The sequence below is a fragment of the Amycolatopsis sp. GA6-003 genome (assembly GCF_046267895.1).
GTDB lineage: Bacteria > Actinomycetota > Actinomycetes > Mycobacteriales > Pseudonocardiaceae > Amycolatopsis.
Genome location: NZ_CP176499.1, coordinates 481,607 through 505,183, shown reverse-complemented (window position 1 = coordinate 505,183; position 23,577 = coordinate 481,607). Strand labels below are relative to the sequence as shown.

Sequence of the window (23,577 nt, the reverse complement as noted above, 5' to 3'; positions counted from 1 at the left end):
GCCGGAATCGCCGCGGTTCCCCTCTCGACACTTCGGAGGAAACCGGAAGCAGTCTCGACGGCCTGGTCGCCGCAGACCGGACTCGTCGCATTCACGCCGAGCACACTGGCCTGGACAGTGCAAACTCAAACCCAGGTCGCTGACACCGGTGAGTGAGAAAGTGGGCCGCCAGGGACTCGAACCCTGAACCCGCCGGGTAAAAGCCGGCTGCTCTGCGCGATTGAGCTAACGGCCCGCGTCTGGTGCGGTGCGCTGCCCGTCGAGGGTTCGAACCTCGATTTCCGCGTCCAGAGCGCGGCGTCCTGCCAGTTGGACGAACGGGCATGGGCTCCCGGTCCAGGATTCGAACCTGGGCCCGCGGATCCAAAGTCCGCGATGCTGCCGGCTACACCAACCGGGAACGCGGGGGACGAACAGTCGGATGCCCGCGGATCGAACGCGGTGTCTCCTGGTCCCGAACCAGGCGGGGTCGCCGCATCCGGGTGCGGACCGCGGGAAGGGCGCCGGCGCCCCCTCGGCGCCGGGCCCGTGCCCCTGCCAGGACTCGAACCTGGGACCTCCGCATTCGTAGTGCGGCGCTCTTTCCCGCTGAGCTACAAGGGCGTGCGTCCGGCGCCGATCGGAGCCGGACCGCGAGCGGCCGGAGGGCATCGAACCCTCTTCTTCGGTTTGGAAGACCGACGTGTCCGCCGAGTTCACCACGACCGCGAAGCGCCCGGGCGGGGCGCAGTGGTGAAGGAGGGAGTCGAACCCTCGTCGCCCCCGTTACCGCCGGGTGGGGCTGCCACCGCCCCGTCTTCACCGTGCGGGTCCGGCGGCGCGTGGCTGCCGGACCCGGCGCTCGTCCTGGCCGCGGGTGAGGCGACGGGGACGAGTCTCGGAAAATGTCTTGCTCCGCTGTGCAGTTGTCAAAGAACCGCGCCGGTCAAAAAGGAAATACCGGCGCGGGAATAGCCGCGGCGGCCGGAATGAATTGCGTTCGGAGTCCTGACGAAAAAGCCGCCCGGATCGGTTTCCCGACGGGCGGCTCCCGGTGCGCAGCTGCTGCTGCGTCAGGTCAGGGAGCGGATCCCGTTCGGGTAGCCGCCTTTCCGGCACGCTTGGCGCTGGCAGAGCGGAGAACCCTGGACAGCGCGGACCGCGGCCGGATAGTGGCCTCGCCTCTCCCGCTGTCGCATGTTCGTCATGTCCGCTCCTTCATCCGCTGTGGTGGATTCATCTTCACCTACGGCGAAGCGGTGCGTCAATCTTATTTCCGGGAAAAGCGATTCCGGCCGGTCTTTCCCCGGGCGGCGGATCGTGTTGTAATGGCTGAGTGCACTTCAACCCTTACGGCGGCGCGGGCGCGCAAGTAGCCGCGGACCTGGCGACCCTTGCCCAGCGCGACGACGTCACGGCCGCCGAGGTGCGGGCCGCGGGGCAGGCGCGCGACATGGTGCTGCCTCGGATCACCGCGGACGAGGCGGCGCGGATTCTCGCGTGGGGGCGGCGGCTGCATCAGGTGTTCGTCGCGGAGACGACGGCCGAACGGATCGATCTCCTGAACGAGCTGCTCGCCGTCGCCGCGTGCCGGCCGAACATCGCCAGCCACGACGGGAAAGCGCCGCATCTGCATTACTCCAGCGAAGGCGCGGGCGTGGTCGAGCGGTTCTACGCCTACACCGCGGGCGGCCTGGCGCATCTGGTGTGCGAGGAGCCGCACCGCCTCGGGGTCTGCGCGCGCGAGGGGTGCGGCGTCGCGTTCGTGGACACTTCGCGCAACGGGCGCCGGCGGTTCTGTTCCACTCGCTGCGGCACGCGGGTCAACGTCGCAGACCATCGCGCGCGGCAGCTCGCGGGTTAGTCGGCCGCTGCGGCGGTCTCCTGGAAGGAGTGCAGCTCCGGGTACTTCGGGGCGATCGTGTCGCCGGAGGATTCGCCGCGCAGCCGACGGCCGATCCACGGCAGCGCGTGTTCCCGGCCCCAGCGGAGGTTGGCCGCGCGCTGTTCGCGCGGGGACAGGCGGGGGCGCGGTCCCAGCGCGGCGTGCGCGAGGCTGTGCTGCACGCCCAGCGCGTCGAGGACGGCGATGGCGATTTCGGTGTGCCCGGCGGCGTTGAGGTGCAGGCGGTCCGGGGACCACATCCGGCGGTCGCGCAGCTGGCGCATCGACCACATGTCCACCAGCAGCGTCTCGTGCCGTGCCGCGATGCCGCGCACGTGCTCGTTGTAGATCGCGACCCGGCCGCGGATCTGCCGGAACAGCGCGTCCTCCACCCCGTCCACGCCGGTGAACAGCAGCACCTGCGCGCCGGCCGCGCGGAACCGGGCCACCGCGCGTTCGTAGGAGTCGGCGAGGCTGTCGATGTCGACTCGCGGCCGCATCAGGTCGTTTCCGCCCGCGTAGACCGTGACCAGGTCCGGCTTCATCGCCAGCGCCGGTTCGACCTGTTCGTTCAGCACCTGCGGCAGGAGCTTCCCGCGCACCGCCAGATTGGCGTAGCGGAACCCGGGCTCCCCGGCGGCCAGCACCTCGGCGACCCGGTCGGCCCAGCCGCGCACCCCGTTGCGCGCGGACGGATCGTCGTCCCCGACGCCTTCGGTGAACGAATCGCCAATACAGACTAAGCGGTTGGTCATTCGCTCAGTTTAGGACTGGCGGCTCCGGCTCAGGGACGGAGGCCGTCGAACAGGATCGCGATGGTGCGGTCGCGCAGTTCCCGGTCGGAGCCGACGTGCTCGGCCGCCTTCGCGGTGCCGATGATCACCGGGATCAGCTCGGTCGTGGTGACGTCGCGCCGCACCGCGCCGCTGTCCTGGGCGCGGCGCAGCAGCACCCCGAGCGATTCGCGCAGCCGCTCCCCGATCACCGAACCGGTGCTGGGGACGCACACGCCCGCGGAGGTGAGCGCTTCGAAGTAGGCGTTTTTGGCGCTGGACATCTCGATCCAGCTGGTGAGGAAGGTGAAGAAGGCGGCCCCGGCGTCCTCGGCGTTCTGCGCGACGACGGCGTCCGCCTCGTCGACGAACCGGTGCAGCCGCGCGTAGAGCACGGCCTCCAGCAGCGCTTCTTTCGTGGGGAAGTGCCGGAACACCGTGCCGATGCCGACTCCGGCCTCGCGCGCGACCTCCTCGGTCGGCGCGCCGGTGCCCTTCGCCGCGAACACTGTCTCGGCGGCTTCCAGCACCTTCGCGCGGTTTCGCCGCGCGTCGGCGCGCAGCGGTTTGTCCTCCGTCACGGCTGTGATGGTAGTCGCGCGCCCTGGCCGCGCGGCGCCCGATCCGGGTCCGCGCGACCCGGCGGACGGTCGGAAACAACCCGTCCGGAGCAAGCGTCCGGAATCGTCAAACCGCGGCCGCTCGTACACACTATGGTGTGACGACCGTCACGAGAGGTGCACGACCATGACTCTAGGCGACAACGAGGTCACCCAGTCAGTCCAAGCTTCCTCCGGCGACCGCCGGGTGCAGGTACGCCGGGCGGCCCTGGCCGGTTCGATCGGCACCACCATCGAGTGGTACGACTTCTTCCTCTACAACACCGCCGCGGCGCTGGTCTTCCCCCATCTGTTCTTCCCCGCGTCGTCGTCCTACGCCGGGGTCATGCAGTCGTTCGCGACGTACGCGGTCGGGTTCGCGGCCCGTCCGGTCGGCGCGGCGATCTTCGGGCATTGGGGCGACCGGCTCGGCCGCAAGGCGACGCTCATCGTGACGCTTCTGCTGATGGGCTTGTCCTCGGCGGTGGTCGGGCTGCTGCCCGGGGCGGCGACCATCGGGATCGCGGCCCCGCTGATCCTCGTGCTGCTGCGCCTGGTGCAGGGCATCGCGATCGGCGGCGAGTGGAGCGGATCGGTGCTGCTCGCGATGGAATGGGGCGACCAGCGGCGGCGCGGGCTGCTGGCGAGTTTCGCGCAGGTCGGCGTTCCGGTCGGGCTCGTGCTCGGCACCGGCGGGATGACCCTGCTGTCGGCGACCCTGTCCCCGGACGCGTTTTCCTCGTGGGGCTGGCGGATCCCGTTCCTGCTGAGCCTGGCGCTGGTGGCGATCGGCCTGGTGATCCGGCTGCGGATCCTGGAGACGCCGATGTTCGCCGCGGCGGTCGCGGCCAAGCGCACCTCGAAGGCCCCGGTGAAGGACGTGGTCCGGCGGCACTGGCGGGAAATCCTGCTGTCGGCCGGGTTGCGGTTCAGCGAGCAGATGCCGTTCTACCTGTTCACCAGCTACGTGCTCGTCTACGTCGTGCAGCGGCCGGAGTTCAGCAAGACGTTCGTGCTCAACGCGGTTCTGGTCGGCGCGGCCGCGGAACTGCTGCTGATCCCGCTGTTTTCCCAGCTCTCCGACCGGATCGGGCGCAAACAGGTGTACCTGACCGGCGCGGTGCTGACCGGGGTGCTCGCGTTCCCGTACTTCACCGTGCTCACCCACAGCGGCCACGCGATGATCTTCCTGGCGATCATCGTCTCGCTGGTCGCGCACTCGATGCAGTACGGCCCGCAGGCGGCGCTGATCGGCGAGAGCTTCCCGACGCACCTGCGCTACGGCGGCGCGGGACTGGGATACCAGCTGGCGTCGGTGTTCGCGGGCGGCCCGGCTCCCCTGCTGGCGACCTGGCTGCTGCACGCCACCGGCACGCCGTATTCGATCTCGATCTACATCGTCGCTTCGGTCGTGGTGACGGTGGTGTGCGTGATCGCGCTGCCGGATCGTTCGAAGGCCGACATCGACGATCTCCGCGTTTACGCTCGCTGACCGCACGAAGAAGGGGCTGCCACACCGGATTCCGGTGTGGCAGCCCCTTTTCCATGACGTGCTCAGCGCTGCGGCGGCGGTCCGCCCTGGGGTCCGCCGAACGGGCCCTGCTGCGGGAACGGCCCGTTGCCCGGTCCAGGTCCCTGCGGGCCGCCGAACTGCTGCGGCGGCGGGCCCTGGTATGGGCCGCCCGGCGGAGGTCCGGCCGGGGGCTGCGGCTGCGGGAGCGACTGCTGCTGGGCGGGCGGCGGCGCGCTGGGCTGCGGGCGCTCCGGCGGCGGAGGCGGTTCCTCTTCCCGCGCCGGCTCGGGGGCCTCCGGCTTGGCCGTCGCGCCGCCGATCGCGCGGCGGGACTCGGCCGAGGCGCCCAGCGGACCCTCGACTTCCTTGCGCGCCACGGCTTCCGCGGCCGCGACGGCTTCGGCGACCTTCGGGTCGCTGCTGGTGTCGAACCAGCTGGCGACCTCCTCGTCCTCGAGTTCCGGCTTGGCGGGAGTGTCGTCCTGCGGCGGCTCGTAGCGGAACACGCCGTCGTCGCCGGGGGCGCCCAGCGCGCGGGCGAAGCCTTCGAGGGCCTTGCCGTAGTCGCTCGGGATCATCCAGACCTTGTTCGCGTCGCCCTGCGCCATCTGCGGCAGGGTCTGCAGGTACTGGTAGGCGAGGACTTCCGGCGTCGGGCGGCCGGCCTTGATCGCGGCGAACACCTTCTCGATCGCCTTCGCCTGGCCTTGCGCCTGCAGGTAGCGGGCGGCCCGTTCACCCTGTGCGCGCAGGATCCGCGACTGCCGTTCCGCTTCCGCGGCGAGGATCGCGGCCTGCTTCTGGCCTTCCGCGGCGAGGATCTGGCTCTGCTTCTGGCCTTCCGCGGTCTTGATCGACGATTCCCGCTGGCCTTCGGCGGTGAGGATCATCGCGCGCTTCTCCCGGTCGGCGCGCATCTGCTTCTCCATCGAGTCCTGGATGGAGGGCGGCGGCTCGATCGCCTTCAGCTCGACGCGGGCGACGCGGATGCCCCAGCGGCCGGTGGCCTCGTCGAGCACGCCGCGCAGCTGGCTGTTGATCGCGTCGCGGGAGGTCAGCGTTTCTTCCAGGCTCATGCCGCCGACCACGTTGCGGAGCGTGGTGGTGGTGAGCTGCTCGACGCCGATGATGTAGTTCGAGATCTCGTAGACCGCCGCGCGCGAGTCGGTGACCTGGAAGTACACCACGGTGTCGATGTTCACCGTCAGGTTGTCCTCGGTGATCACCGGCTGCGGCGGGAACGAGACGACCTGCTCGCGCAGGTCGATCCGCGCGCGCACCTTGTCCAGGAACGGGACGAGGAAGGTCAGGCCGGGCGAAGCGACCGTGCGGAACCGGCCGAGCCGCTCGATCACCGCCGACTGGGCCTGTGGCACCACCATGATCGCCTTGACCACCGTGATGATGACGAACAAAGCCAGCAGTGCGACCACGACGATCGCTATTGTCGACAAGAGCGTTTCCCCTTACCTAGTACCGTTTTTCCTCGGACGGCGCCTCACGAGACGATGTCCACCACGGCCGTGGCGCCGGAGATCTCGACGACCGTGACGCTGGTGCCCGGGGCGATCGGCGGCTGGGATTCGTGCACGGCGCGCGCCGACCACACCTCGCCGCCGATTTTCACCTGGCCGGCATCGTAGTCCACAGTGGACACCACGACGGCCCGGGAGCCGACCAGCGCGTCGATGCCGGTGGGGACGCCCGACCCGGCCAGGAAGCGGCGTTTGAGCGCCGGGCGGACGAGGGCGAGCAGCCCGACCGAGCTGACCGCGAACACCGCGACGTCGATGAAGATGTTGCCGGTCAGCGCTTCCGAACCGGCTCCGAGCAGCGCGCCGACGCCGAGCATGATCAGCACGAAGTCCCCGGAGATCACCTCCGCGATCATCAGGACGATGCCGATGATCAGCCAGATCAGAGCCGCTGCCATGCCCTCATGCTCTCAGATCGCGTCGTTTCGCACCGGGCAAACTACTCGACGTGACCGACGCGTGACCTTGGATTTTTCCGGCAAACCGGACACTACGGAGCGTTGTCGCCCGGTTCGGTCACGAAGTCGATGAGCCGTTCGACCGCGCCGATCAGCGGCGTTTCGAGATCGCGGAAGCTGCGCACCCCGGCGAGCACGCGCTGCCATCCCTCGTACGGTTCGCCCCAGCCGAGCGCGTCGCAGACGCCGGTCTTCCATTCGACGCCGCGCGGGATTTCCGGCCAGGCGCGGATGCCGACCGACGCCGGTTTCACCGCCTGCCAGACGTCGATGTACGGGTGGCCGGTGACCAGCACGTGCTCGTCGCGGATCTGCCCGACCAGGCGGGATTCCTTGCTGCCGGCGACGAGGTGGTCGACGAGCACGCCGAGGCGGCGGCCGGGCCCGGTGCCGAACTCGGCGATCCGGCCGGCCAGCACGTCGACGCCGTCGAGCGGTTCCACGACGACGCCCTCGACGCGCAGGTCGTGTCCCCAGACGCGTTCGACCAGTTCGGCGTCGTGCTTGCCCTCGACCCAGATCCGGGAGTCGCGCGCGACCCGCGCCTGCAGCCCCTGCACGCGGACCGAGCCCGACGCCGACACCTGCCGCGCGGGGGCGGCGGCCTTCTTGACCGGCACGAGCGTGACCGGCTTGCCTTCCAGCAGGAACGCGGCGGGCGCGAGCGGGAACACCCGGTGGCGGCCCTTGGCGTCCTCGAGGACGACGTTGCCGTATTCGATCTTCACCACCGCGCCGCAGTAGCCGCTGGCCGGGTCTTCGACCACGAGCCCGGGCTCGGCGGGGACCTCCGGGACCTTCCGCTTGCGGGGGCCGGACAGCACGTCGTGATAGCGCACGGTCGGGCACGTTATCGCCCGCGGCGAGGGCGCGTCCCGCCGCCACGCCGGAAGGAGCCGGTCCTCCGGCTGCGCTCCAGCTCCTGGCGTCGGCGGCGTTCGTGGAGGCACCGCCCGTTCCGCCGGGGCAAGCTGCGCCGCCTCGCTGCTGCGGCTCGGCGTCGACGTGATCGACCTCTGCTCCGCCCATCGCCCGCCCCAGGACGTGGAGGTCAAGAAGCTCACAGCGCGGCAGTCGGGCCTGGTGCGGGGCCGGGTCATCGGGCCAGCCGCAGCACCGCGTCGGTGAACGGCGTCGGCCCGGTGCGGTTCAGCGGGCCCATCGCCACCAGCGGGGCCAGCGCGGCGCACCACGCGCGCACGCGGTCGCCGTCCAGGTGCGGCAGCCGGGCGATCCCGTCCTCGACCGCGCCGCCGCGGGCCATCGGCAGCACCGCCCAGTCGACGGCGTCGAAGGCCGGGTCGCCGACGCACGGGCGCGGGTCGATCGCGACCGCCCCGCGTTCCGGTCCGGCGTCCAGGACGTTGCCCGGGTGCAGGTCGCCGTGCACGAGCGCGATCGGGCCGCTGGCGGCGAGTTTCTCCGACCGGGCCAGGCCGGTGCGCAGCGCTTCGGGCGGCAGGTGGGCTTCGGCCGGGGAGCCGGCGAGGCGCTGCCCGGCGAGGCCGAACATGAACCGGACGCGTTCGAGCTGGGTCGGGAACGGCCCGGCCGCGGGAACGCCGTGCACGTCGGCGAGCAGTTCGCCGATCTGGTCCCAGGGGACGTCGGCGCCGCGCTCGGTGAACGGGTCGCCGGGTTCGAGGCCTTCGAGCAGCACGGCGCCGTGGTCGAGGTCGGCGTCGAGGATCTGCACGACGCGCGACAGCCCGGCCCACGAGCCGAGCGCGGTGGCTTCCGCGGTCGCGATCGCGCGGTCCGGGCAGAGTTTGAGCACCTTCAGCACGCCCTCGCCGTCGCGGCAGAGCAGGGTGCGGCCGGTGTTGCCGGACCGGGCCTCGGTCACGGTGAGGCTCCACTGCCGGCAGAGCCGGTCGACCAGTTCGGGCAGCGCGTCGCACCACGCTTGCGCCGCTGGGCCGAAGCGGTTTACCAGCCGGGCGCGGGCGGCGTCGTCCATCAGGGCCGCCATCAGAACAGCGGCCAGGGGATCGCGCGCCAGTCGTCGCCGGGCTCGGGGAACACCGCCTCGGCGAGCAAGTAGTCGGTGCGCTGCGAGAGCGCCCGGATCTCGAAGGCGGTCAGGTGTTCGCCGAGTTCCGCGCCGAGCCGTCCGTCGAGGTCCGCGCGGAGCTTGCGCAGTTTCTCGACGGCTTCCTCGGGCAGTTCCTCGCCGATCCAGCCCCACAGCACGGTGCGCAGCTTCGGGTCGGTGTGCAGGCAGATGCCGTGGTCCACGCCGTAGACGCGGCCGTCGGTCCCGGCCAGCAGGTGCCCGCCCTTGCGGTCGGTGTTGTTGACGACGATGTCGAGGACCGCGAGTTCGCGCAGGTCCGGGTGGTCGGCGTGGACGAGCACCGCCGGTTCGCCGAGCCGGTCGTGCGCGTGCAGCACGGTGCGCCAGCCGTCGGGGACCTCGTCGGGCGCGCAGACGTCGACCACTTCGGCGTCCTCGTCGGTCTCGACCCACAGCTGCACCATGCCGGGCCCGAACGGGCCGTCGCGCAGCACGGTCGGCGGGATCGCGCCGAGGCCGCAGGCGTCGGAGATCATCGCGGTCGCGACTTCGCGGCCGGCGAGGGTGCCGTCCGGGAAGTCCCACAGCGGCCGCTCCCCCGACACCGGCTTGTACACGACGCGGCCGGTGACGCCGTCGAGTTCGATCGCGCAGAACAGCGTCACGTTGGAGGCGTCGACCAGCCTGCCCTCGACGTCGATGCGGCCGCGGGAGACGAAATCGCGGGCGGCGGGGTCGGCGGGTCCTGGCGCGGTGCTCGCCACGGCCGCCCTCAGTCCTCGGTCACGTCGACGTCGCGCCGGTACCCGTTCTGCCGCGGGCAGATGTGCCCGGCCGGGTCGAGCGGTTCGCCGCACAGCGGGCACGGCTTGCGGCCGGCGTTGACGACGCGGTCGGCGCGTTCGGCGAAGGCGCGGGCGGCGACCGGGGTGAGGAACACGCGGACCGCGTCCGGGCCCTCCTCGGTGTCGTCGAGCACGACCGTCTCGTCGATTTCGCCCTCGGTGATCGCGAGCAGCTCCACGACGACCGCGCCGGAGTCGGCGTCCCAGCCGAGCCCCATCGTGCCGACCCGGAACTCCTCCTCGACGGGCACCGTGAGCGGGTCCACGTCGACCTCGTCGTCGGGGGCGTGGGCGGGCACGTCGGCCCCGAACCGGCTGGCGACTTCCTCCAGGAGCGAGCCGAGCCGCTCGGCGAGGACGACCACCTGCTGTTTTTCGATCGTGACGCTGATCGTCCGCACGTCCTCCGTCGCCTGGAGGTAGAAGGTGCGGTCGCCGGGCTCGCCGACCGTGCCGGCCACGAACCGGTCGGGCTTGCGGAAGACGTGGATTACGCGTGACATAGCGTCTTCGACCCTAGGCCACGGACGCATGATCGGCATCCGCCGCCCCGGGTTCGGGGAAGTTCGCGCGCGATTCCTGCGCGGTGCGTGCGGATCCGGACACGCAGCGGATCCTCGTTAGGCTTCCCGGGTGCCTCGCATCTCTCCTTATGGAACCTGGACCTCTCCCGTCACCGCGGCCGACGCGGCGGCTGCCGGCGGCGGCGCGCAATGGCTCGCCGCGGTCGACGGCGCGCTGTGGTGGGCGGAAGCGCGGCCGGCCGAAGGCGGCCGGGTCGCGCTCGTGCGCGCGCTTCCCGGCGGCGCCGTCGAGGACGTGCTGCCCGCGCCGTGGAACGTCCGGAACCGGGTGCACGAGTACGGCGGACGTCCGTGGCTCGCGGTCGGCGGCGTCGTGGTGTTCACGCATTGGGCCGATCAGCGGGTGTACGCGCTGAAGGACGGCGAGGTCGCCGCTTTGACGCCGGAACCGGCCACGCCGCAAGGCGTCCGGTACGGCGACCTCCGGCCCGGCCGCGAGGGCGAGGTGTGGGCGGTGCGCGAGCGCAGCACCGGTCCGCGGCGCACCGACATCTCGCGCGAGCTGGTCGCGATCCCGCTGGACGGCTCCGCCGAACGGGTGCTTGTCGAAGGGCACCGGTTCTTCACCGCGCCGCAGCTGTCGCCGGACGGCGCGCACGCCGCGTGGCTCGCCTGGGACCACCCGGCGATGCCGTGGGACGGGACGGAGCTGTTCGTCGCGCCGGTGGCGGCCGACGGTTCGTTCGGCGACGCGCGCGTGCTGGCGGGCGGGCCGAAGGTCGCGGTGTGCCAGGTGGCGTGGGAGACCGCGGACCAGCTGCTCGTGCTCGCCGACCCGGACGGCTGGTGGAACCTGCACCGGGTCGGGCTCGACGGTTCGGCGGTCAATCTCGCGCCGGCGGAACGGGAGCTGGGCGGGCCGATGTGGAAGCTCGGCGCCAGCTGGTTCGCCCCGCTGGGCGGCGGGAAGCACGCGGTCCTCGACTCGGGCAAGCTGGCGATTCTCGACGAGAGCGCCGGTTCGGTGACCCGCGTCGACACCGAGCTGACCGTGTGGTCGGCGAGCGGGCTGGTCGCGACGGCGGACGGGATCGCCGGGATCGCGGGCGGGCCGCGGCACGAAAGCGCGGTCGTGGTCTTGGACCCGGGCACCGGGAAGTGGCGCGCGCTCACGCCGCAGCCGGATTCGCTGCCGCCCGCGGAGTACCTGCCGGTGCCGCGGGAGCGCGTGTTCACCGGTCCGGACGGCGCGGCGATCCCGGCGTACGTGTTCCCGCCGACGAACCCGGATTTCGCCGCGCCGGAAGGCGAACTGCCGCCGTACGTGGTGCACGTGCACGGCGGGCCGACCGGGCACAGCGACGAATCGCTCGATCTGGACTTCGCGTATTTCACCAGCCGCGGCATCGGCGTCGTGGCGGTGAACTACGGCGGCTCCACCGGATACGGGCGGGCGTTCCGGGAGCGGCTGCGGGAGCAGTGGGGCGTGGTGGACGTGCGCGACTGCGCGGCGGTCGCCGAAGCCCTGGTGGCGGAAGGGATCGCGGACCGGGCGCGGCTGGGCATCCGCGGCGGCAGCGCGGGCGGGTTCACCTCGGCCGCGTCGATCACCATGACCCGCACCTACGCGGCGGCGACGGTGAAGTTCCCGATCCTCGACTTCGTCGGCTGGACCGGCGAGGGCGGCGAGACGCACGACTTCGAGTCGCAGTACCTGGTCAGCATGGTCGGCCCGTATCCGGAAGCGGCGGAGCGGTACCGGGAGCGCTCGCCGATGACGCACGTGGGCTCGCTGGCCGGGCCGGTGCTGTTCCTGCAGGGCCTGGAGGACGAGATCTGCCCGCCGGAGCAGGCGGACCGGTTCGTCTCCGAGATCGACGGCAGCGGGATCCCGCACGCGTACCTGCGGTTCGAGGGCGAGCAGCACGGGTTCCGGAAGGCGGAGACGATCGTCGCCGCGCTGGAGGCGGAACTTTCCTTCTACGGCCAGGTGTTCGGCTTCGAGACGCCGGACGTGCCGCGGCTGGAGCTGTCCCGGTGAGGCCCGCGAGACTCGCCGCCGGGGACACCGTCGCGCTCGTCGCGCCGTCCGGGCCGGTGCCGCAGGACCTGCTGGACGCCGCGCTGCCGGTGCTGCGCGGCTGGGGCGTGAAGGTGCGGATCGGCGCGGGAGTGCGGGCTTCGGGCGGGTCCTACCTGTCCGCGCCGGACCAGGCGCGGGCGGCGGAGTTCACCGAGGCGTGGCTGGACCCGGAGGTCCGGTGCGTGCTGGCCGCGCGCGGCGGCTACGGGGCGCAGCGGATGCTCGATCTGGTGGACTGGGCGGCGTTGCGGGCCGCCGGGCCGAAGGTGCTGGCCGGGTCGAGCGACGTGACCGCGCTGCACCGGGCCGTGCAGACCCATCTGGATCTCGCGACGCTGCTTTCGCCGATGCCGGCGAGCGTGCTGTTCGACGAAGCCGCGTCGGAGCACTTGCGGCGGACGTTGTTCGAGCCGGACCACACGCGGGTGCTGCGGGCGCGGGAGCCGGACGTGGTGGTGCCCGGCCGCGCGCTGGGCGTGCTGGCGGGCGGGAACCTGTCGCTGCTCGCGTCCGGGATCGGCACGGCCGAGCAGGGGTCCGCGCGCGGCGGGATCGTGCTGCTGGAGGACGTGACCGAGAGCCCGTACCGGATCGACCGGATGGTGACGCAGCTGCTGCGTGCGGGCTGGTTCGACGGCGTGCGCGGGGTGGTGCTGGGTTCGTGGGCCGCGTGCGGCGATCCGGCGGAGGTCCGCGAACTGCTGGCGGAACGGTTGTCGCCGCTGGGGGTTCCGGTGCTGAGCGGGTTCGGCTTCGGGCACGTGGCGGGTTCGCCGACGCTGCCGCTGGGGGTTTCGGCCTCGCTCGACACCGAACTGGGCACGCTGACCCTCGACTCCCCCGCGCTGGACTGAGCATGCGGCTGTCCACTGTGGAGGCCCGGGCGCGGTTCGCGGCCGCGCGGGTGGCTCGGCTGGCCACAGTGGACAGTCGCGGGGCGCCGCATCTGGTGCCGGTGACGTTCGCGGTGCGCGCCGACACGGTGGTGTTCGCGGTCGACCACAAACCGAAGAGCACCACGTCCCTGCGGCGCCTGGCGAACATCGCGGAGAACCCGGCGGTGTCGTTCCTGGCCGACGAGTACGACGAGGACTGGTCGCGGTTGTGGTGGGCCCGCGCGGACGGAGTCGCGAGGGTGGTCTTTGACGCTTCGCGGGACTCCTACGTCGAGTGGTTGACGGAGAAGTACCCGCAGTACGCGGAGCGGCCGCCGGAGCACGCGGTGGTGGTGACCGAGGTGCGGACCTGGCGGGGCTGGGCGGGTTCGTAACGCTGGACCGGACTACGGCGATCTTTCTCCCGAAATGGGGAGGATCATGCGTATTCCGCTTGCGGTGACCGGTCTTGTCCTGCTGCTCGCGGGGTGCGCCGCGGAAGCTCCGGCAGCGGCTCCGGGTTCTGCGCCGCCGTCGAGTTCGGCGCCGGCCTCCAGCTCGGCTTCGGCTTCCTCGGCTCCGGTCGCCAAGGACCTCACCAAGTACCTGCCGAGCGAGGAGCAGCTCTCCGCGGCCGGCGCCCGGCGGCAGCGGGATCGCCTGCCGTATGTAGTCGGCGCCAACACTCCGCTGCGCATCGTGCGGGCGTGCGATGCGGACCAGCCGTGGGATTCGGCCGCGTACAACGGCGCGCAGGCGATCTCGGTGACCGACAAGGCGCAGGTCCAGCAGCTGCTCGCCCAGTACCAGGGCTACTCCGGCGAGCAGGTGGTCTCCGGCCTCGGCAAGGCGCTCGACTGCGGGAAGGCCGTGGTCGAGGGCGAGCAGCTGGCCGTGAAGACGCGGTTTTCGGTCCCCGGCGTCGCCGACCCGCAACTCGGGTTCTGCGGCCAGTTCCGTGCGGTCCGGGTGGCCGGGTGCGTCCTGGTGCTCGCCCACGGGGACCGCGCCCTCGCGGTCACGTCGATCGGCTGGCGCGCGAACGCGGCGGAACATCAGGCCGAGCTGAAACGGCTGGCGCCGACCTTCGCCGCGGCGTTCGACCAGGAGTGACCGGGGCGGGCGTGCGGAAGGGGATTTCGCTGCTGGCGGGGCTGGTGCTGTGCCTCGCGGGTTGCGCGAGCAGGACAGCGCCCGCGTCGTCCTCGGCGGACGACTTGACCCGGTATCTGCCGGGCGAAAAGCAGTTGCGCGACGCGGGCGCCCGGCAGAAGGAGGCTCCTTCCTCCTTCTCCGGCATCTGGATCACCCCGTTGCACGTCGTGTCGTCGTGCGAGGGCAAGGATCCGTGGGAAGCCGCTCTGCGAATCCACGCGCAGGCGAGCGCCGTCGCCGGGGAGCTGAATGTCTGGGCGCTGGCGGCCGAGTACGTGGGCTACTCCGGCGAGCAGATGGTCGCCGTCCTCGACGGAGCGCTGGGCTGCGGCGAGAACGCCTCCTCGAGCACGCGGTTCTCCGTTCCGGGCCTCGCCGACCGGCAACTCGGGTTCTGCCGCCGGTTTTGGGAGCCGAGGTTGTCCGCCTGCGTCCTGGTGCTCGCCCGCGGCAACCGGCTGCTCGCGGTGCGGACCGACAGCACCAGCGTGGAATCGGCACCGCTGCAGGCCAAGCTGCGGCAGCTGGCTCCCACCTTCGCCGCGGCGTTCGACCGGGCTTGACGAGCGCGAAACGGCGCCAGGCGGCCCGGGAGGCGCCCGAAGCGCCGAGTTCAGCGGGTCTGCGCCAGATCTCCGAAGTACCCGGTCCGCCAGAGGATCCGGGTGCGGACCTCGGTGATCCGCCAGCCGTCGCCGGTCTGGCGCAGGTCGGCCGTGACCACGCCGCCCGCGGTGAACGCGCGGTCTTCCATCCGCACGGTGACCGGGCGGTCTTTCCAGAGGTGGATCGCGACGAGGTTCGCGCGGACCTCGGCGGTGGCGCCGTCGAGGTCGACGTCGTGGCCGGTGAGCAGGTGCTGGCTCGCCTCGAAGCGGGCGAAGCTGCGGGCGTGGCTGTCGGCGATGTCGGCCGGGCCGGACAGTTCGGCGCCGTTGGGGCGGACGATCTTCCCGTCCGGCGCGAAGACGCGGCGGAAGCGCGGGGCGTCGAACTGCCGCTCGTCGACCGCGCGGTAGTAGCTGTTGACGGTGCGGATGATCCGGGACGTGGCGAGCAAGGCGTCGAGTTCGTGGTCCTGCACCGGTTTCTCCCCTCGGCTGTCTTGGTTCATCGTCTCGTGCCGGGGCGGTGTGACAGTCCGCCGTGCCCGGGCGGCGCTTGACCGGGTTCGGCAAGACTCTTACCTTTGACCTGCCAGACATCGGATGTACTGCGCCGCCGGCCGATGTGCCCCTTTCGTTCCTGCCTGAAAGGACACTTCCCGATGCCGGAATCACCGGGTTTTCCGCGCCGTGCGGCGCTGCGCGCGATTGCCGGGTCGGCGCTCGCCGTCCCGTTCCTGTCCGGTCCGCTGGCCCGGTTCGCCGCGGCCGCGAGTCCGTTGTGGCATCCCGATCCGGCGAAGGACGGGCTGAAGGCGTTCGAGGGGGTCGAGGCCGATCGCGGCGGGCTGCATCCGGACCGGAAGTACGTGGTGGTGGAGGGGAATCACTACCGCTTCGCCATCTGGCGCGACGACCGCGACACCACCGGCGGCGGTGATCGGCAGCGGACCGAGACGAAGGGCATGGTGCGGAACGGTTCCGCGCTGAAGATGCGCGACGGCGAGACGTGGACGCTGTCCTACGAGATGTTCATCCCGGCGAGCCTGCACGGGACGAGCCGGTTCACGCACATTTTCCAGACGAAGACCCCGGCGACGAACGCCGGTCCGTGGGTGACGCTCGATCTGGTCCGCGACGGCGGCACCGAGATGATTTCCGCTCGCGCGTACGCGAATCCGGGTTCGCCGTCGATCGCGGCGGCGAAGCTGGCTCCGTTGCGGGAGAAGTGGATCACGGTCGAGTGGACGCTCACTCCGGGCGACGCGGGCGCGGCGGCGTGTGTGATCCGCAGCGGCGCGGGTGCGGGTGCGCCGATCGCCGCGCAGGGCCGCAAGACCGGGGTGAAGCTGCCGGACCAGGGCGACTACGTGCGGCCGAAGTGGGGCATCTACCGGTCGGTGGAGAGCGATCCGGCGGACATCCTCGACACGTACCTGCTGTTCCGGAATTTCCGCGCGGACCGCGGGTAGCCCCGGCGAGCGGTGGTCCCGGCGCGGTGCCGGGACCACCGGCTCAGGAGGATTTGGCGGGGAGGAATTCCTCGTCCTTCGGCTTCTTCCGCCACGCGGCGACGAGGCCGAGCGGGTCGGGGCGCAGCAGGGACGCGGCGGCGTAGAGGCTGACCACGACGACGATCGCGATGAACCACCAGTCGTAGAGCGCCTGCTCCCCCGTCGGGTAGTACACGAGGGTCACGAACACCGAGATCGCCACGATCGCCGACAGGTTGCGCCGTTCCCAGGGGAACGCGGAGATCAGCACGAAGCCCCAGGTGAGATACCACGGCAGGGTGGGCGGCATGAGGATCGCGACGGCGAGCAGGGTGATCGCGGCGCGGTAGACGGCTTCCTTGCCGCCGCCGCGGGCGAGCCACCACTGCCGGACGCCGAACACGACGAGGCCGACCATCGCGATGGCGCGGGCGACGGTGACGAACGGCGAGGGCTGGACGTTGGCGATCAGGTGGACGAGGTTGTAGACGGCCTCGCCGATGCCGCTGGGGAAGTTCAGCCAGTTCGTGATGAGCTGCGGGGCCTTGAGGCCGGACCACCAGCCGAGGTTGAGCGAGCCGAGCGAGACCCAGGTGCCGACGACGAACACCGGCAGGAACAGTCCGACCGCGGCGGCCCCGGCCTTGAAGAAGTTCCTCGTCTTCGACGGGCCGGCCATGTCCGCGGCCCACATCCACACCATGAACGGCAGCGCGACGGCGGCGGTCGGCTTGATCAGCATGCCGATGGTGACGAGCACGACCGCGACGACGTGCTTGCGCTCGAGCGCGGCGAGCATCCCGATGGTGAGGAAGCCGAGCATCATCAGGTCGTTGTGCGGGCCGCCGAAGAGGTGGATGACCATCATCGGGCTGGCGACCGCGACCCACAGCGCGACCGGGAGCTTCCCGCCGAGGTGCTTGACGAGCCGGGGCAGCGCCCACAGCGTCATGCCGAGCCCGACGAGCAGCACGAGCCGGGTGAGGATGACCCCGGCGATCATGTGGTCCTGGGTGAGCGCGACGATGCCCTTGGAGATCAGCAGGAACAGCGGCCCGTACGGGGCGGGCGTGGTCTGCCACAGCGGGTGCACGTTCTGCACGACGTTGGGCAGCACGGCCAGTTCGGCGGGGCCGTTGGCGTACGGGTCGAGCCCGTAGAGCAGCTGCGCGCCCTGGCCGAGGTAGGAGAAGACGTCGCGGGTGAACAGCGGCGGCGACACGAGCAGCGGCGCCATCCAGCACAGCGCGGCGATGAGGATCGGCTTGCTGCCGATGCGCCCGGCGAGCGCGTAGCGGCCGAGCCGGACCCACGCCCACACGACGAGCGCGAAGCCGGTGTAGAGCAGCGCGTTGGCGAGGGCCCGGCCGTGGCCGTAGCGGATCCACGAGAGCGGGCCGTGGCCGAGGACGGGGTCGCGGATGAGGATGCCGCCGGCGCCGAGCGCGGCGAGCATGAGGAGGGCGCTGCCGACCGTGCCCATCGCGATGGTCCGGTACGGGAAGCGCGAGGGCGTCAGGAATTGCCGGTCGAGGCTTCCGGCGTTCGGCTGCGCGTCGTCGATGGTAGTGGCCATTTCGATCCAGAAGATTACCGGGTGCAGTCGTCCGGCCCCGCACGGGCTCCGGGCGCGCCCGGTTCGGCGCGCGCCCGGAACGGGCCGCGGTCAGCGGTCGGCCGCGGTCCGCTGCGCGGTGCCCCCGGGGAGCGCCGCGAGCAGCGACTTCGTGTACTCGTGCCGCGGGTCGAGCAGGACTTGTTCGACGGTACCGGTCTCGACGAGTTCGCCGCGGTACATCACCGCGACGCGGTCGGCGATGTTCCAGGCCAGGCCGAGGTCGTGGGTGATGACGAGCGCGGAAAGGCCGAGCCGGCGGCGCAGCCGGAGCAGCAGCGCGAGGATTTCGCCGCGCACGGACGCGTCGAGGGAGGCCACCGGTTCGTCGGCGAGCAGCAGCGCCGGTTCGAGCGCGAGGGCTCCGGCGATGACGACGCGCTGGCGCTGGCCGCCGGACAGCTCGTGCGGGAGCCGGTCGAGGTATTTCCCCGGCGGGCGCAGTTCGGCGGATTCGAGCGCCTTGAGCACGATGTCGCGTTCGTCCGGCAGGCCGTGGATGCGCGGGCCTTCGGCGACCGCCTCGTACACCGTGTGGGCCGGGTTCAGCGCGCTGGTCGGGTCCTGGAGCACGAGCTGGACTTCCCGCCGGTACGCGCGCAGCCCGGCCCCGCCCGAGGGCACCGGCTTGCCCGCGTAGCGGACCGTGCCGGAATCGGGTTTCTGCAGGCCGAGCAGCGTGCGGGCGAGGGTGGTCTTGCCGGAGCCGGACTGGCCGACCAGAGCGACGATCTCGTCCCGGCGGACCTGCAGGTCCACCCCGTTGACGGCGTGGATCCGCTGGCCCTTGCGGTCGCGGAACGTGACGTGCAGGTTCTCGGCGGCGAGCAGCGGCGCGTCGTCGGAGCTGGCGCGTTCCTCCGGTTCCGGCGGCAGCGGCGTCGCGGTGGCCGGGGCGTAGCGCGAGGCCGGGTCGCCGACGGTCGGGAACGCCGCGGCGAGCGCTTTGCTGTGTTCGTGCTGGGGCGAGGACATCAGCTCGGCGCTGGGCCGTTCTTCGACGAGTTCGCCGTCGTACATCACCGCGATGCGTTCGCAGGTGGCGGCGAGCACGGACAGGTCGTGGCTGATCATGATCAGCCCGATGCCGCGTTCGGCGACCAGTTTCGACAGCACCGACAGCACCTGGGCCTGCACGATGACGTCGAGCGCGGTGGTCGGTTCGTCGGCGATCACCAGCCGCGGTTCGCAGGCCAGCGCCATCGCGATCATCACGCGCTGTTTCTGGCCGCCGGACAGTTCGTGCGGGTACGCGCTCGCCCGCGAGCGGGGCAGGTCGACCTGTTCGAGCAGTTCCGTGACCCGGGCCCGCACCTGCGTTTCGGACAGGGCTTTGCCCTCGGGCGCGTGCAGCCGGATCGGTTCGGCGATCTGCTCGCCGACGCGGCGGACCGGGTTGAGCGCGTGCATCGCGCCCTGGAACACGACCGACGCCTCGGCCCAGCGGACCGCGCGCAGCCGTCCCCAGCGCATGTCGCCGACGTTCTCGCCGTCGAGCAGGATCTCGCCGGTGATCTTCGCGCTGCGCGGCAGGAGCCGGAGCACGCTCATCGCGACGGTGGACTTGCCGGAGCCGGACTCCCCGGCGACGCCGAGGGTGCCGCCCGCGTCGAGGCGGAGGTCGACGCCGCGGACCGCGGGGACGTCGCCGCCGCCGGTGCGGTAGGTGACGCCGAGGTTTTTCAGTTCGAGCAGCGCGGTCACGAGTGCCGTCCTTTGAGCCGCGGGTTCAGCACGGTTTCGAGGCCGCGGCCGACGAGGGTGAACATCAGGACGACGGCCACGATCGCGAGGCCCGGCGGGAGCAGGTTCCACCAGGCGCCGCGGGTGACCGCGCCGTTGTTGAGCGCGGTTTCGAGCATGCCGCCCCAGGAGATCGCGGTGGGGTCGCCGACGCCGAGGAACGACAGGGTGGCGTCGGCGATCACCGCGTTGCCGACCACGAGGGTGGTGTTGGCGAGCACGAGCGGGGCGACGCCGGGCAGCACGTGTTTCGCGATGACGTGCAGGTGGCCGCCGCCGAGCGCGCGGGCGCGTTCGATGTAGGGCCGGCTTTCGATGGTGAGGGTCTGGGCGCGGACCAGCCGGGCGGTGCTCGGCCAGGCGGTGACGCCGATGGCGAGCACGATGGTCCAGATCCCGCGCGGCAGCACGGCCGACAGCGCGATCGCCAGCACCAGCGACGGCAGCACCAGGAAGAAGTCGGTGAACCGCAGCAGGACCGCCGACACCCAGCCGCCGAAGTGCGCGGCGGCGATCCCGATCAGGGTGCCGATGAACACGCTGAGCACGGTGGCGCAGAACCCGACGAGCAGCGAGATCCTGGTGCCCCACAACGTCATCAGCAGCACCGAGCGGCCGTCGATGTCGGTGCCGAGCCAGAACCGGCCGTCCGGCGGGCTGAGCGGTTCGCCGGTGACGCGGGTGACGTCGAGCCCGCTCGGGTCGCTGATCAGCGGCAGCGCCAGGGCGAGCAGCACGGTGAGCGCGAGCAGGAAAAGCCCGGCGAGCGCGGCTTTCTGCGTGGCGAACTCGTGCCAGGTGCGGGCGATTCCGGCGCGGCGGCGGCGCCACGCGATCGCGCGGGCGCTTTCGGCGGCGGTGGCCGCGGGGGTTGTCATGCGGTACGCACCCTCGGGTCGAGCACGCGGTAGAGCAGCTCCGCGAACAGGTTCATCAGGACGACGGCGCCGGCGAGGACGATGAAGACCCCTTGCAGCACCGGGAGATCCGGGCCGTGCAGCGCGTCGTAGGTGAGCTGGCCGAGTCCGGGCCAGCTGAACACCGCTTCGACGGTGACCGCGCCGGCGACCACCATGCCGAACTGCATGAAGATCAGCGTCACGGTGGGCAGCAGCGCGTTCGGGACGGCGTGCCGCCGGCGGACGAGGTCGTCGCGCAGGCCTTTCGCGCGGGCGGTGGTGAGGTAGTCGGCGTTCATCTCCCCCAGCAGCGACGAGCGCATCACCAGCATGTACTGCGCGTAGAACACCGCGAGCAGCGTCAGGCACGGCAGGAACAGGTGGTGCAGCACGTCGAGGCTCTGGGCGAAGAACCCGGGCCCGGCGTCGGGCGAGTGCATGCCGCGGCTGGGGAACAGCCCGTTGGTGGCCACGAGCAGCAGCAGGCCGAGCCAGAACTGCGGGACCGACCATAAGGTCAGCGCGATCCCGGTCTGCGCGCGGTCGAAGAAGCTGTCGCGCTTCCACGCCGCGCGGACGCCGAGCCACAGCCCGAGCGCGACGGCCAGGATCGTCGCGCTGCCGACGAGCAGCACGGTCGGCCACAGCCGTTCGCCGATCATGTCCAGCACCGGGCGGCGCTCGATGTAGGACTCGCCGAAGTCGCCTTGGAACAGGCCGACGAAGTAGTTGCCGAACTGCGCGAGGACGGGCTTGTCGATGCCGAGCCGTTCGCGCAGCTCGGCGATCTGGCCGGGGTCGGTGGGCCGTTCGCGGGCCATGAACGCGACCGGGTCGCCGGGCAGCAGCCGGAAGAGGAAGAACCCGAGGACGATCACCAGGAACACGCTGCCTGCGGCTTCGGCGATCTTCGTGAGGACGAACCGGAGGGTCCCGGTCCCGCCTCGGTGCTCGTCGGGGTCGGCGAGCACCGAGGCCTGGTCGGGCGCGAGGGCTTGGCTCACGTTCTCCTACTCCCGGTCGTCGGCGGACTTGCCGCGGCGGGACAGCGCGATGCCGCCGCCCACGAGCACGACGAGCACCACCGCGCCGACGACGATCCACACGACCGGGCTCGAGCCGCTGTCCGACGAAGCGGCCGAGGCGTCGGCCGGGACCGCGCCGTAGACGCCCCAGTAGGCGGTCTGCTCGAGGATCGAGCCCTCGGGCTGCGGCTGCTTGCCGAAGGAGGAGAACTTGTCGGAGCGGTAGGCCTCGAGCACGTTGTCGTAGTCGTAGACGACGTTCACCGCCTGGCTGTACAGCCGCGCCTGGGCCTGCTTGACGTAGCCGGCGCGGACGGCCGGGTCGGTTTCGGCGAGCTGCTTGGCGTAGAGCGCGTCGTACTGTGGGTCGCAGAAGAACGTGTCGGTGGTGCCGCCCTTGCCCTGGGCGTTCGGCCGCGCGGCGCAGGTGTGCAGGGCCAGCGAGTAGTCCGGGTCCGGGTTGTTCGCGTAGCCGGAGATCGCGAGGTCGTAGTTGCCCGCGTTGGTGCGGTCGTTCAGCTCGTCGTCGGAGACGAGTTCCTGTTTCACCGAGATGCCGATGTCGTGCAGCCAGCCGGTGAGGTACTGGGCGAGCCGCTGGTCGCCGGCGCGGTTCGCGTGCCCGGTGAGGCGCAGTTCGAGGCGCGCGCCGCCGGGCGCGGTGCGGATGCCGTCCTGGCCCTTCGGGTAGCCGGCCGCGTCGAGCGCGGCGTTGGCGGCGGCGAGGTCGAACTTGCGCGCCTCCCCCGGGGCCGGATCCCAGTGGTAGGTCGAATAGATCGGCGGGATCACGCCGCCGCCGGGCTGGGCGTAGCCGCCGGCGACCTTGTCCACGATGGTCTTGATGTCGATCGACTGCGCGATCGCCTGGCGCACCCGGATGTCCTTGAGCACCGGGTTGCCGTTGCCGATCGGCTTGTTTTCCGAGTTCTGGACGCCGAAGTTGAGGTTGAGCGCGTTGTAGCGGCGGCCGGGAGCCTTGTTCAGCTCGATGTTCGGCTGGCCCTTGAGCGCGTCGAACTGGATCGGGGTGAGCCGGTTGATGACGTCGACCTCGCCCTGTTTGAGGGCGTTCACCGCGGCCTCGACGTCCTTGAACACGAGCAGCTGCAGTTCGTCGACCTTCGGCGCGCCGCGCCAGTAGTTCTTGTTGGCCTTGAACTTGACGTACTCGTTCTGCTTGTACTCGGTGATCTGGAACGGCCCGTCGTCGACGCCGACGACCGGGATCGTGTCGGTCTTCGGATCATTGAGGTCCTTGATCTGCGACCACACGTGCTCGGGCACGATCGGGACGTCGAGCAGCGTCATCGACGACTGCACCGTCTTGGTCTTGATCACCAGCGTGCGGTCGTCCGGCGCGTTCACCGACTCGAAGCTCGCGACGTAGTTGCCGTTCGCGGTGCGCGCGGTGGAGTCGGTGAGCATCCGGTTGAAGGTGAACGCGGCGTCCTTCGCGGTGACCGGCTGCCCGTCGGACCACTTCGCGCCCTGGCGGATCTTGAACGTCCAGGTCAGCTTGTCCGGCGACGTCGTCCACGATTCGGCGAGCGCCGGGGCGGCCTCGGCCTTGTCCTGCGACGGGATCGTCAGGAACTCGTAGACGAACCGGCCGACCTGGGTCGACGCGGCGAGCCCGGCGGTGAACGGGTTCAAGTGGTCGATACCAGTGGTCAGCGCGACCCGCAGCACCTTCGGCTGCCCCTGCTGCTGTGCCGGCTGCGCCGCGGCGGTGCCCGCGAGCGGCAGAATCGCCAGCGTTCCCGCCATCGCGACACCGAAAACGCGGCGCAACCCGTGCCGCTTGTGCTTATTTCGCACTTGAGAACCACCCCATCGTCAATCCCCGACCCCAGAGACGAAAAGTAACCACATACGGCGGGAAGCGCGCAATATGTGACGGCGCCGCTGCGTGTCCGATCGTTATGGTCGCGGCGGGGATCACTAGAGTGCCCG

At 71.2% G+C, this 23,577-nt stretch carries 23 protein-coding genes and 6 tRNA genes; 8 read left to right on the top strand and 21 right to left on the bottom strand.

Translation table 11 applies throughout. The features are described 5' to 3' along the window. Positions 1 to 161: 161 nt before the first annotated feature. The 7 genes from F9C12_RS02355 to F9C12_RS02325 all read right to left on the bottom strand — a co-directional run bounded on the left by F9C12_RS02355 (position 162) and on the right by F9C12_RS02325 (position 1,187). A tRNA-Lys gene (locus F9C12_RS02355) sits at positions 162 to 235 on the bottom strand. A 17-nt stretch (positions 236 to 252) separates the two neighbouring features. After that, positions 253 to 324 (bottom strand) — tRNA-Gln (locus F9C12_RS02350). 4 nt (positions 325 to 328) lie between these two features. Then, positions 329 to 400: transfer RNA gene (locus tag F9C12_RS02345), tRNA-Gln, on the bottom strand. A 129-nt stretch (positions 401 to 529) separates the two neighbouring features. Further along, a tRNA-Arg gene (locus F9C12_RS02340) sits at positions 530 to 603 on the bottom strand. 32 nt (positions 604 to 635) lie between these two features. Beyond that, positions 636 to 708, bottom strand: a tRNA-Gly gene (locus tag F9C12_RS02335). A 22-nt stretch (positions 709 to 730) separates the two neighbouring features. After that, positions 731 to 803: transfer RNA gene (locus tag F9C12_RS02330), tRNA-Thr, on the bottom strand. A gap of 249 nt (positions 804 to 1,052) precedes the next feature. Continuing rightward, entirely contained in the window at positions 1,053 to 1,187 is a 135-nt protein-coding gene (locus F9C12_RS02325; protein WP_409464558.1) for a hypothetical protein, read from the bottom strand. Between the two features lie 128 nt (positions 1,188 to 1,315). On the opposite strand from F9C12_RS02325, the gene F9C12_RS02320 reads away from it, so the two are divergent. Then, positions 1,316 to 1,843, top strand: a complete 528-nt coding sequence (locus F9C12_RS02320; RefSeq protein ID WP_409464557.1) for a CGNR zinc finger domain-containing protein — start codon at positions 1,316 to 1,318, stop codon at positions 1,841 to 1,843. Here the strand turns inward: F9C12_RS02320 and F9C12_RS02315 are convergent. Together F9C12_RS02315 and F9C12_RS02310 are read right to left on the bottom strand one after the other, a co-directional pair. Further along, positions 1,840 to 2,619: an SGNH/GDSL hydrolase family protein gene (locus tag F9C12_RS02315; protein WP_409180320.1), complete on the bottom strand. Its 780-nt coding sequence runs from the start codon at positions 2,617 to 2,619 to the stop codon at positions 1,840 to 1,842. The genes F9C12_RS02320 and F9C12_RS02315 overlap by 4 nt on opposite strands. A gap of 29 nt (positions 2,620 to 2,648) precedes the next feature. Beyond that, a complete protein-coding gene (locus F9C12_RS02310; protein ID WP_409180319.1) occupies positions 2,649 to 3,218 on the bottom strand; it encodes a TetR/AcrR family transcriptional regulator in 570 nt (189 codons plus the stop codon). 166 nt (positions 3,219 to 3,384) lie between these two features. Here F9C12_RS02310 and F9C12_RS02305 point away from each other — a divergent pair, with 166 nt between their 5' ends. Further along, entirely contained in the window at positions 3,385 to 4,728 is a 1,344-nt protein-coding gene (locus tag F9C12_RS02305; protein ID WP_409464556.1) for an MFS transporter, read from the top strand. A gap of 62 nt (positions 4,729 to 4,790) precedes the next feature. Here the strand turns inward: F9C12_RS02305 and F9C12_RS02300 are convergent, their stop codons facing one another. The 6 genes from F9C12_RS02300 to F9C12_RS02275 form a co-directional block, all read right to left on the bottom strand. Then, positions 4,791 to 6,131, bottom strand: a complete 1,341-nt coding sequence (locus F9C12_RS02300; RefSeq protein ID WP_409186985.1) for an SPFH domain-containing protein — start codon at positions 6,129 to 6,131, stop codon at positions 4,791 to 4,793. A 116-nt stretch (positions 6,132 to 6,247) separates the two neighbouring features. Then, positions 6,248 to 6,682, bottom strand: coding sequence for an NfeD family protein (locus F9C12_RS02295; RefSeq protein ID WP_409180317.1), 435 nt, complete (start codon positions 6,680 to 6,682; stop codon positions 6,248 to 6,250). A gap of 92 nt (positions 6,683 to 6,774) precedes the next feature. Next, positions 6,775 to 7,581, bottom strand: a complete 807-nt coding sequence (locus F9C12_RS02290; RefSeq protein ID WP_409464555.1) for a DUF3097 domain-containing protein — start codon at positions 7,579 to 7,581, stop codon at positions 6,775 to 6,777. A 257-nt stretch (positions 7,582 to 7,838) separates the two neighbouring features. Continuing rightward, positions 7,839 to 8,702 carry a phosphotransferase gene (locus F9C12_RS02285; RefSeq protein ID WP_409464554.1) on the bottom strand — a complete coding sequence of 288 codons (864 nt, stop codon included), beginning with the start codon at positions 8,700 to 8,702 and terminating at the stop codon, positions 7,839 to 7,841. Positions 8,703 to 8,713: 11 nt separating this feature from the next. Next, a complete protein-coding gene (locus tag F9C12_RS02280) occupies positions 8,714 to 9,523 on the bottom strand; it encodes an SCO1664 family protein (protein ID WP_409464553.1) in 810 nt (269 codons plus the stop codon). An 8-nt stretch (positions 9,524 to 9,531) separates the two neighbouring features. Next, positions 9,532 to 10,107, bottom strand: coding sequence for a DUF3090 domain-containing protein (locus F9C12_RS02275; protein ID WP_037359506.1), 576 nt, complete (start codon positions 10,105 to 10,107; stop codon positions 9,532 to 9,534). A 130-nt stretch (positions 10,108 to 10,237) separates the two neighbouring features. Between F9C12_RS02275 and F9C12_RS02270 the strand changes: the two genes are divergently transcribed. Genes F9C12_RS02270 through F9C12_RS02250 form a run of 5 tightly spaced genes read left to right on the top strand, consistent with a single transcriptional unit; the run spans position 10,238 to position 14,804 of the window. Then, on the top strand, positions 10,238 to 12,169 hold the full coding sequence (locus tag F9C12_RS02270; RefSeq protein ID WP_409464552.1) for a prolyl oligopeptidase family serine peptidase: 1,932 nt from the start codon (positions 10,238 to 10,240) through the stop codon (positions 12,167 to 12,169). Then, positions 12,166 to 13,065: an LD-carboxypeptidase gene (locus F9C12_RS02265; protein ID WP_409464551.1), complete on the top strand. Its 900-nt coding sequence runs from the start codon at positions 12,166 to 12,168 to the stop codon at positions 13,063 to 13,065. Before F9C12_RS02270 ends, F9C12_RS02265 begins: the two co-directional genes overlap by 4 nt. Positions 13,066 to 13,067: 2 nt before the next feature. Beyond that, a complete protein-coding gene (locus F9C12_RS02260) occupies positions 13,068 to 13,481 on the top strand; it encodes a TIGR03668 family PPOX class F420-dependent oxidoreductase (RefSeq protein ID WP_409464550.1) in 414 nt (137 codons plus the stop codon). Positions 13,482 to 13,527: 46 nt separating this feature from the next. Next, positions 13,528 to 14,199 carry a hypothetical protein gene (locus tag F9C12_RS02255; protein WP_409464549.1) on the top strand — a complete coding sequence of 224 codons (672 nt, stop codon included), beginning with the start codon at positions 13,528 to 13,530 and terminating at the stop codon, positions 14,197 to 14,199. A gap of 11 nt (positions 14,200 to 14,210) precedes the next feature. Continuing rightward, positions 14,211 to 14,804 (top strand): hypothetical protein, encoded by a 594-nt coding sequence (locus tag F9C12_RS02250; protein ID WP_409464548.1) that lies wholly within the window; start codon positions 14,211 to 14,213, stop codon positions 14,802 to 14,804. A gap of 50 nt (positions 14,805 to 14,854) precedes the next feature. Here the strand turns inward: F9C12_RS02250 and F9C12_RS02245 are convergent, their stop codons facing one another. After that, positions 14,855 to 15,325, bottom strand: coding sequence for a nuclear transport factor 2 family protein (locus F9C12_RS02245; RefSeq protein ID WP_409180308.1), 471 nt, complete (start codon positions 15,323 to 15,325; stop codon positions 14,855 to 14,857). 183 nt (positions 15,326 to 15,508) lie between these two features. Here F9C12_RS02245 and F9C12_RS02240 point away from each other — a divergent pair, with 183 nt between their 5' ends. Beyond that, positions 15,509 to 16,318: a hypothetical protein gene (locus tag F9C12_RS02240; protein WP_409464547.1), complete on the top strand. Its 810-nt coding sequence runs from the start codon at positions 15,509 to 15,511 to the stop codon at positions 16,316 to 16,318. A 43-nt stretch (positions 16,319 to 16,361) separates the two neighbouring features. Here the strand turns inward: F9C12_RS02240 and mptB are convergent, their stop codons facing one another. The 5 genes from mptB to F9C12_RS02215 form a co-directional block, all read right to left on the bottom strand. After that, positions 16,362 to 17,915, bottom strand: a complete 1,554-nt coding sequence (mptB, locus tag F9C12_RS02235; protein ID WP_409180306.1) for a polyprenol phosphomannose-dependent alpha 1,6 mannosyltransferase MptB — start codon at positions 17,913 to 17,915, stop codon at positions 16,362 to 16,364. A gap of 90 nt (positions 17,916 to 18,005) precedes the next feature. Continuing rightward, positions 18,006 to 19,658, bottom strand: coding sequence for a nickel ABC transporter ATP-binding protein NikE (gene nikE, locus F9C12_RS02230; protein WP_409464546.1), 1,653 nt, complete (start codon positions 19,656 to 19,658; stop codon positions 18,006 to 18,008). Further along, positions 19,655 to 20,575, bottom strand: coding sequence for an ABC transporter permease (locus F9C12_RS02225; protein ID WP_409464545.1), 921 nt, complete (start codon positions 20,573 to 20,575; stop codon positions 19,655 to 19,657). Before F9C12_RS02225 ends, nikE begins: the two co-directional genes overlap by 4 nt. Continuing rightward, on the bottom strand, positions 20,572 to 21,600 hold the full coding sequence (locus F9C12_RS02220; protein WP_409464544.1) for an ABC transporter permease: 1,029 nt from the start codon (positions 21,598 to 21,600) through the stop codon (positions 20,572 to 20,574). The genes F9C12_RS02225 and F9C12_RS02220 overlap by 4 nt, the downstream gene beginning before the upstream one ends. A gap of 6 nt (positions 21,601 to 21,606) precedes the next feature. Next, positions 21,607 to 23,391 carry an ABC transporter substrate-binding protein gene (locus F9C12_RS02215; RefSeq protein WP_409180302.1) on the bottom strand — a complete coding sequence of 595 codons (1,785 nt, stop codon included), beginning with the start codon at positions 23,389 to 23,391 and terminating at the stop codon, positions 21,607 to 21,609. Positions 23,392 to 23,577 lie beyond the last annotated feature (186 nt).

Coding starts and splice junctions, on each gene's coding strand:
- F9C12_RS02315 (WP_409180320.1), bottom strand. CDS start 2,619: ATGACCAACCGCTTAGTCTGTATTGGCGATTCGTTCACCGAAGGCGTC.
- F9C12_RS02300 (WP_409186985.1), bottom strand. CDS start 6,131: ATGGTGGTGCCACAGGCCCAGTCGGCGGTGATCGAGCGGCTCGGCCGG.
- F9C12_RS02260 (WP_409464550.1), top strand. CDS start 13,068: ATGCGGCTGTCCACTGTGGAGGCCCGGGCGCGGTTCGCGGCCGCGCGG.
- F9C12_RS02240 (WP_409464547.1), top strand. CDS start 15,509: ATGCCGGAATCACCGGGTTTTCCGCGCCGTGCGGCGCTGCGCGCGATT.
- F9C12_RS02295 (WP_409180317.1), bottom strand. CDS start 6,682: ATGGCAGCGGCTCTGATCTGGCTGATCATCGGCATCGTCCTGATGATC.
- F9C12_RS02275 (WP_037359506.1), bottom strand. CDS start 10,107: ATGTCACGCGTAATCCACGTCTTCCGCAAGCCCGACCGGTTCGTGGCC.
- F9C12_RS02285 (WP_409464554.1), bottom strand. CDS start 8,702: ATGGACGACGCCGCCCGCGCCCGGCTGGTAAACCGCTTCGGCCCAGCG.
- F9C12_RS02225 (WP_409464545.1), bottom strand. CDS start 20,575: ATGACAACCCCCGCGGCCACCGCCGCCGAAAGCGCCCGCGCGATCGCG.
- F9C12_RS02255 (WP_409464549.1), top strand. CDS start 13,528: ATGCGTATTCCGCTTGCGGTGACCGGTCTTGTCCTGCTGCTCGCGGGG.
- F9C12_RS02215 (WP_409180302.1), bottom strand. CDS start 23,391: ATGGCGGGAACGCTGGCGATTCTGCCGCTCGCGGGCACCGCCGCGGCG.
- mptB (WP_409180306.1), bottom strand. CDS start 17,915: ATGGCCACTACCATCGACGACGCGCAGCCGAACGCCGGAAGCCTCGAC.
- F9C12_RS02325 (WP_409464558.1), bottom strand. CDS start 1,187: ATGACGAACATGCGACAGCGGGAGAGGCGAGGCCACTATCCGGCCGCG.
- F9C12_RS02305 (WP_409464556.1), top strand. CDS start 3,385: ATGACTCTAGGCGACAACGAGGTCACCCAGTCAGTCCAAGCTTCCTCC.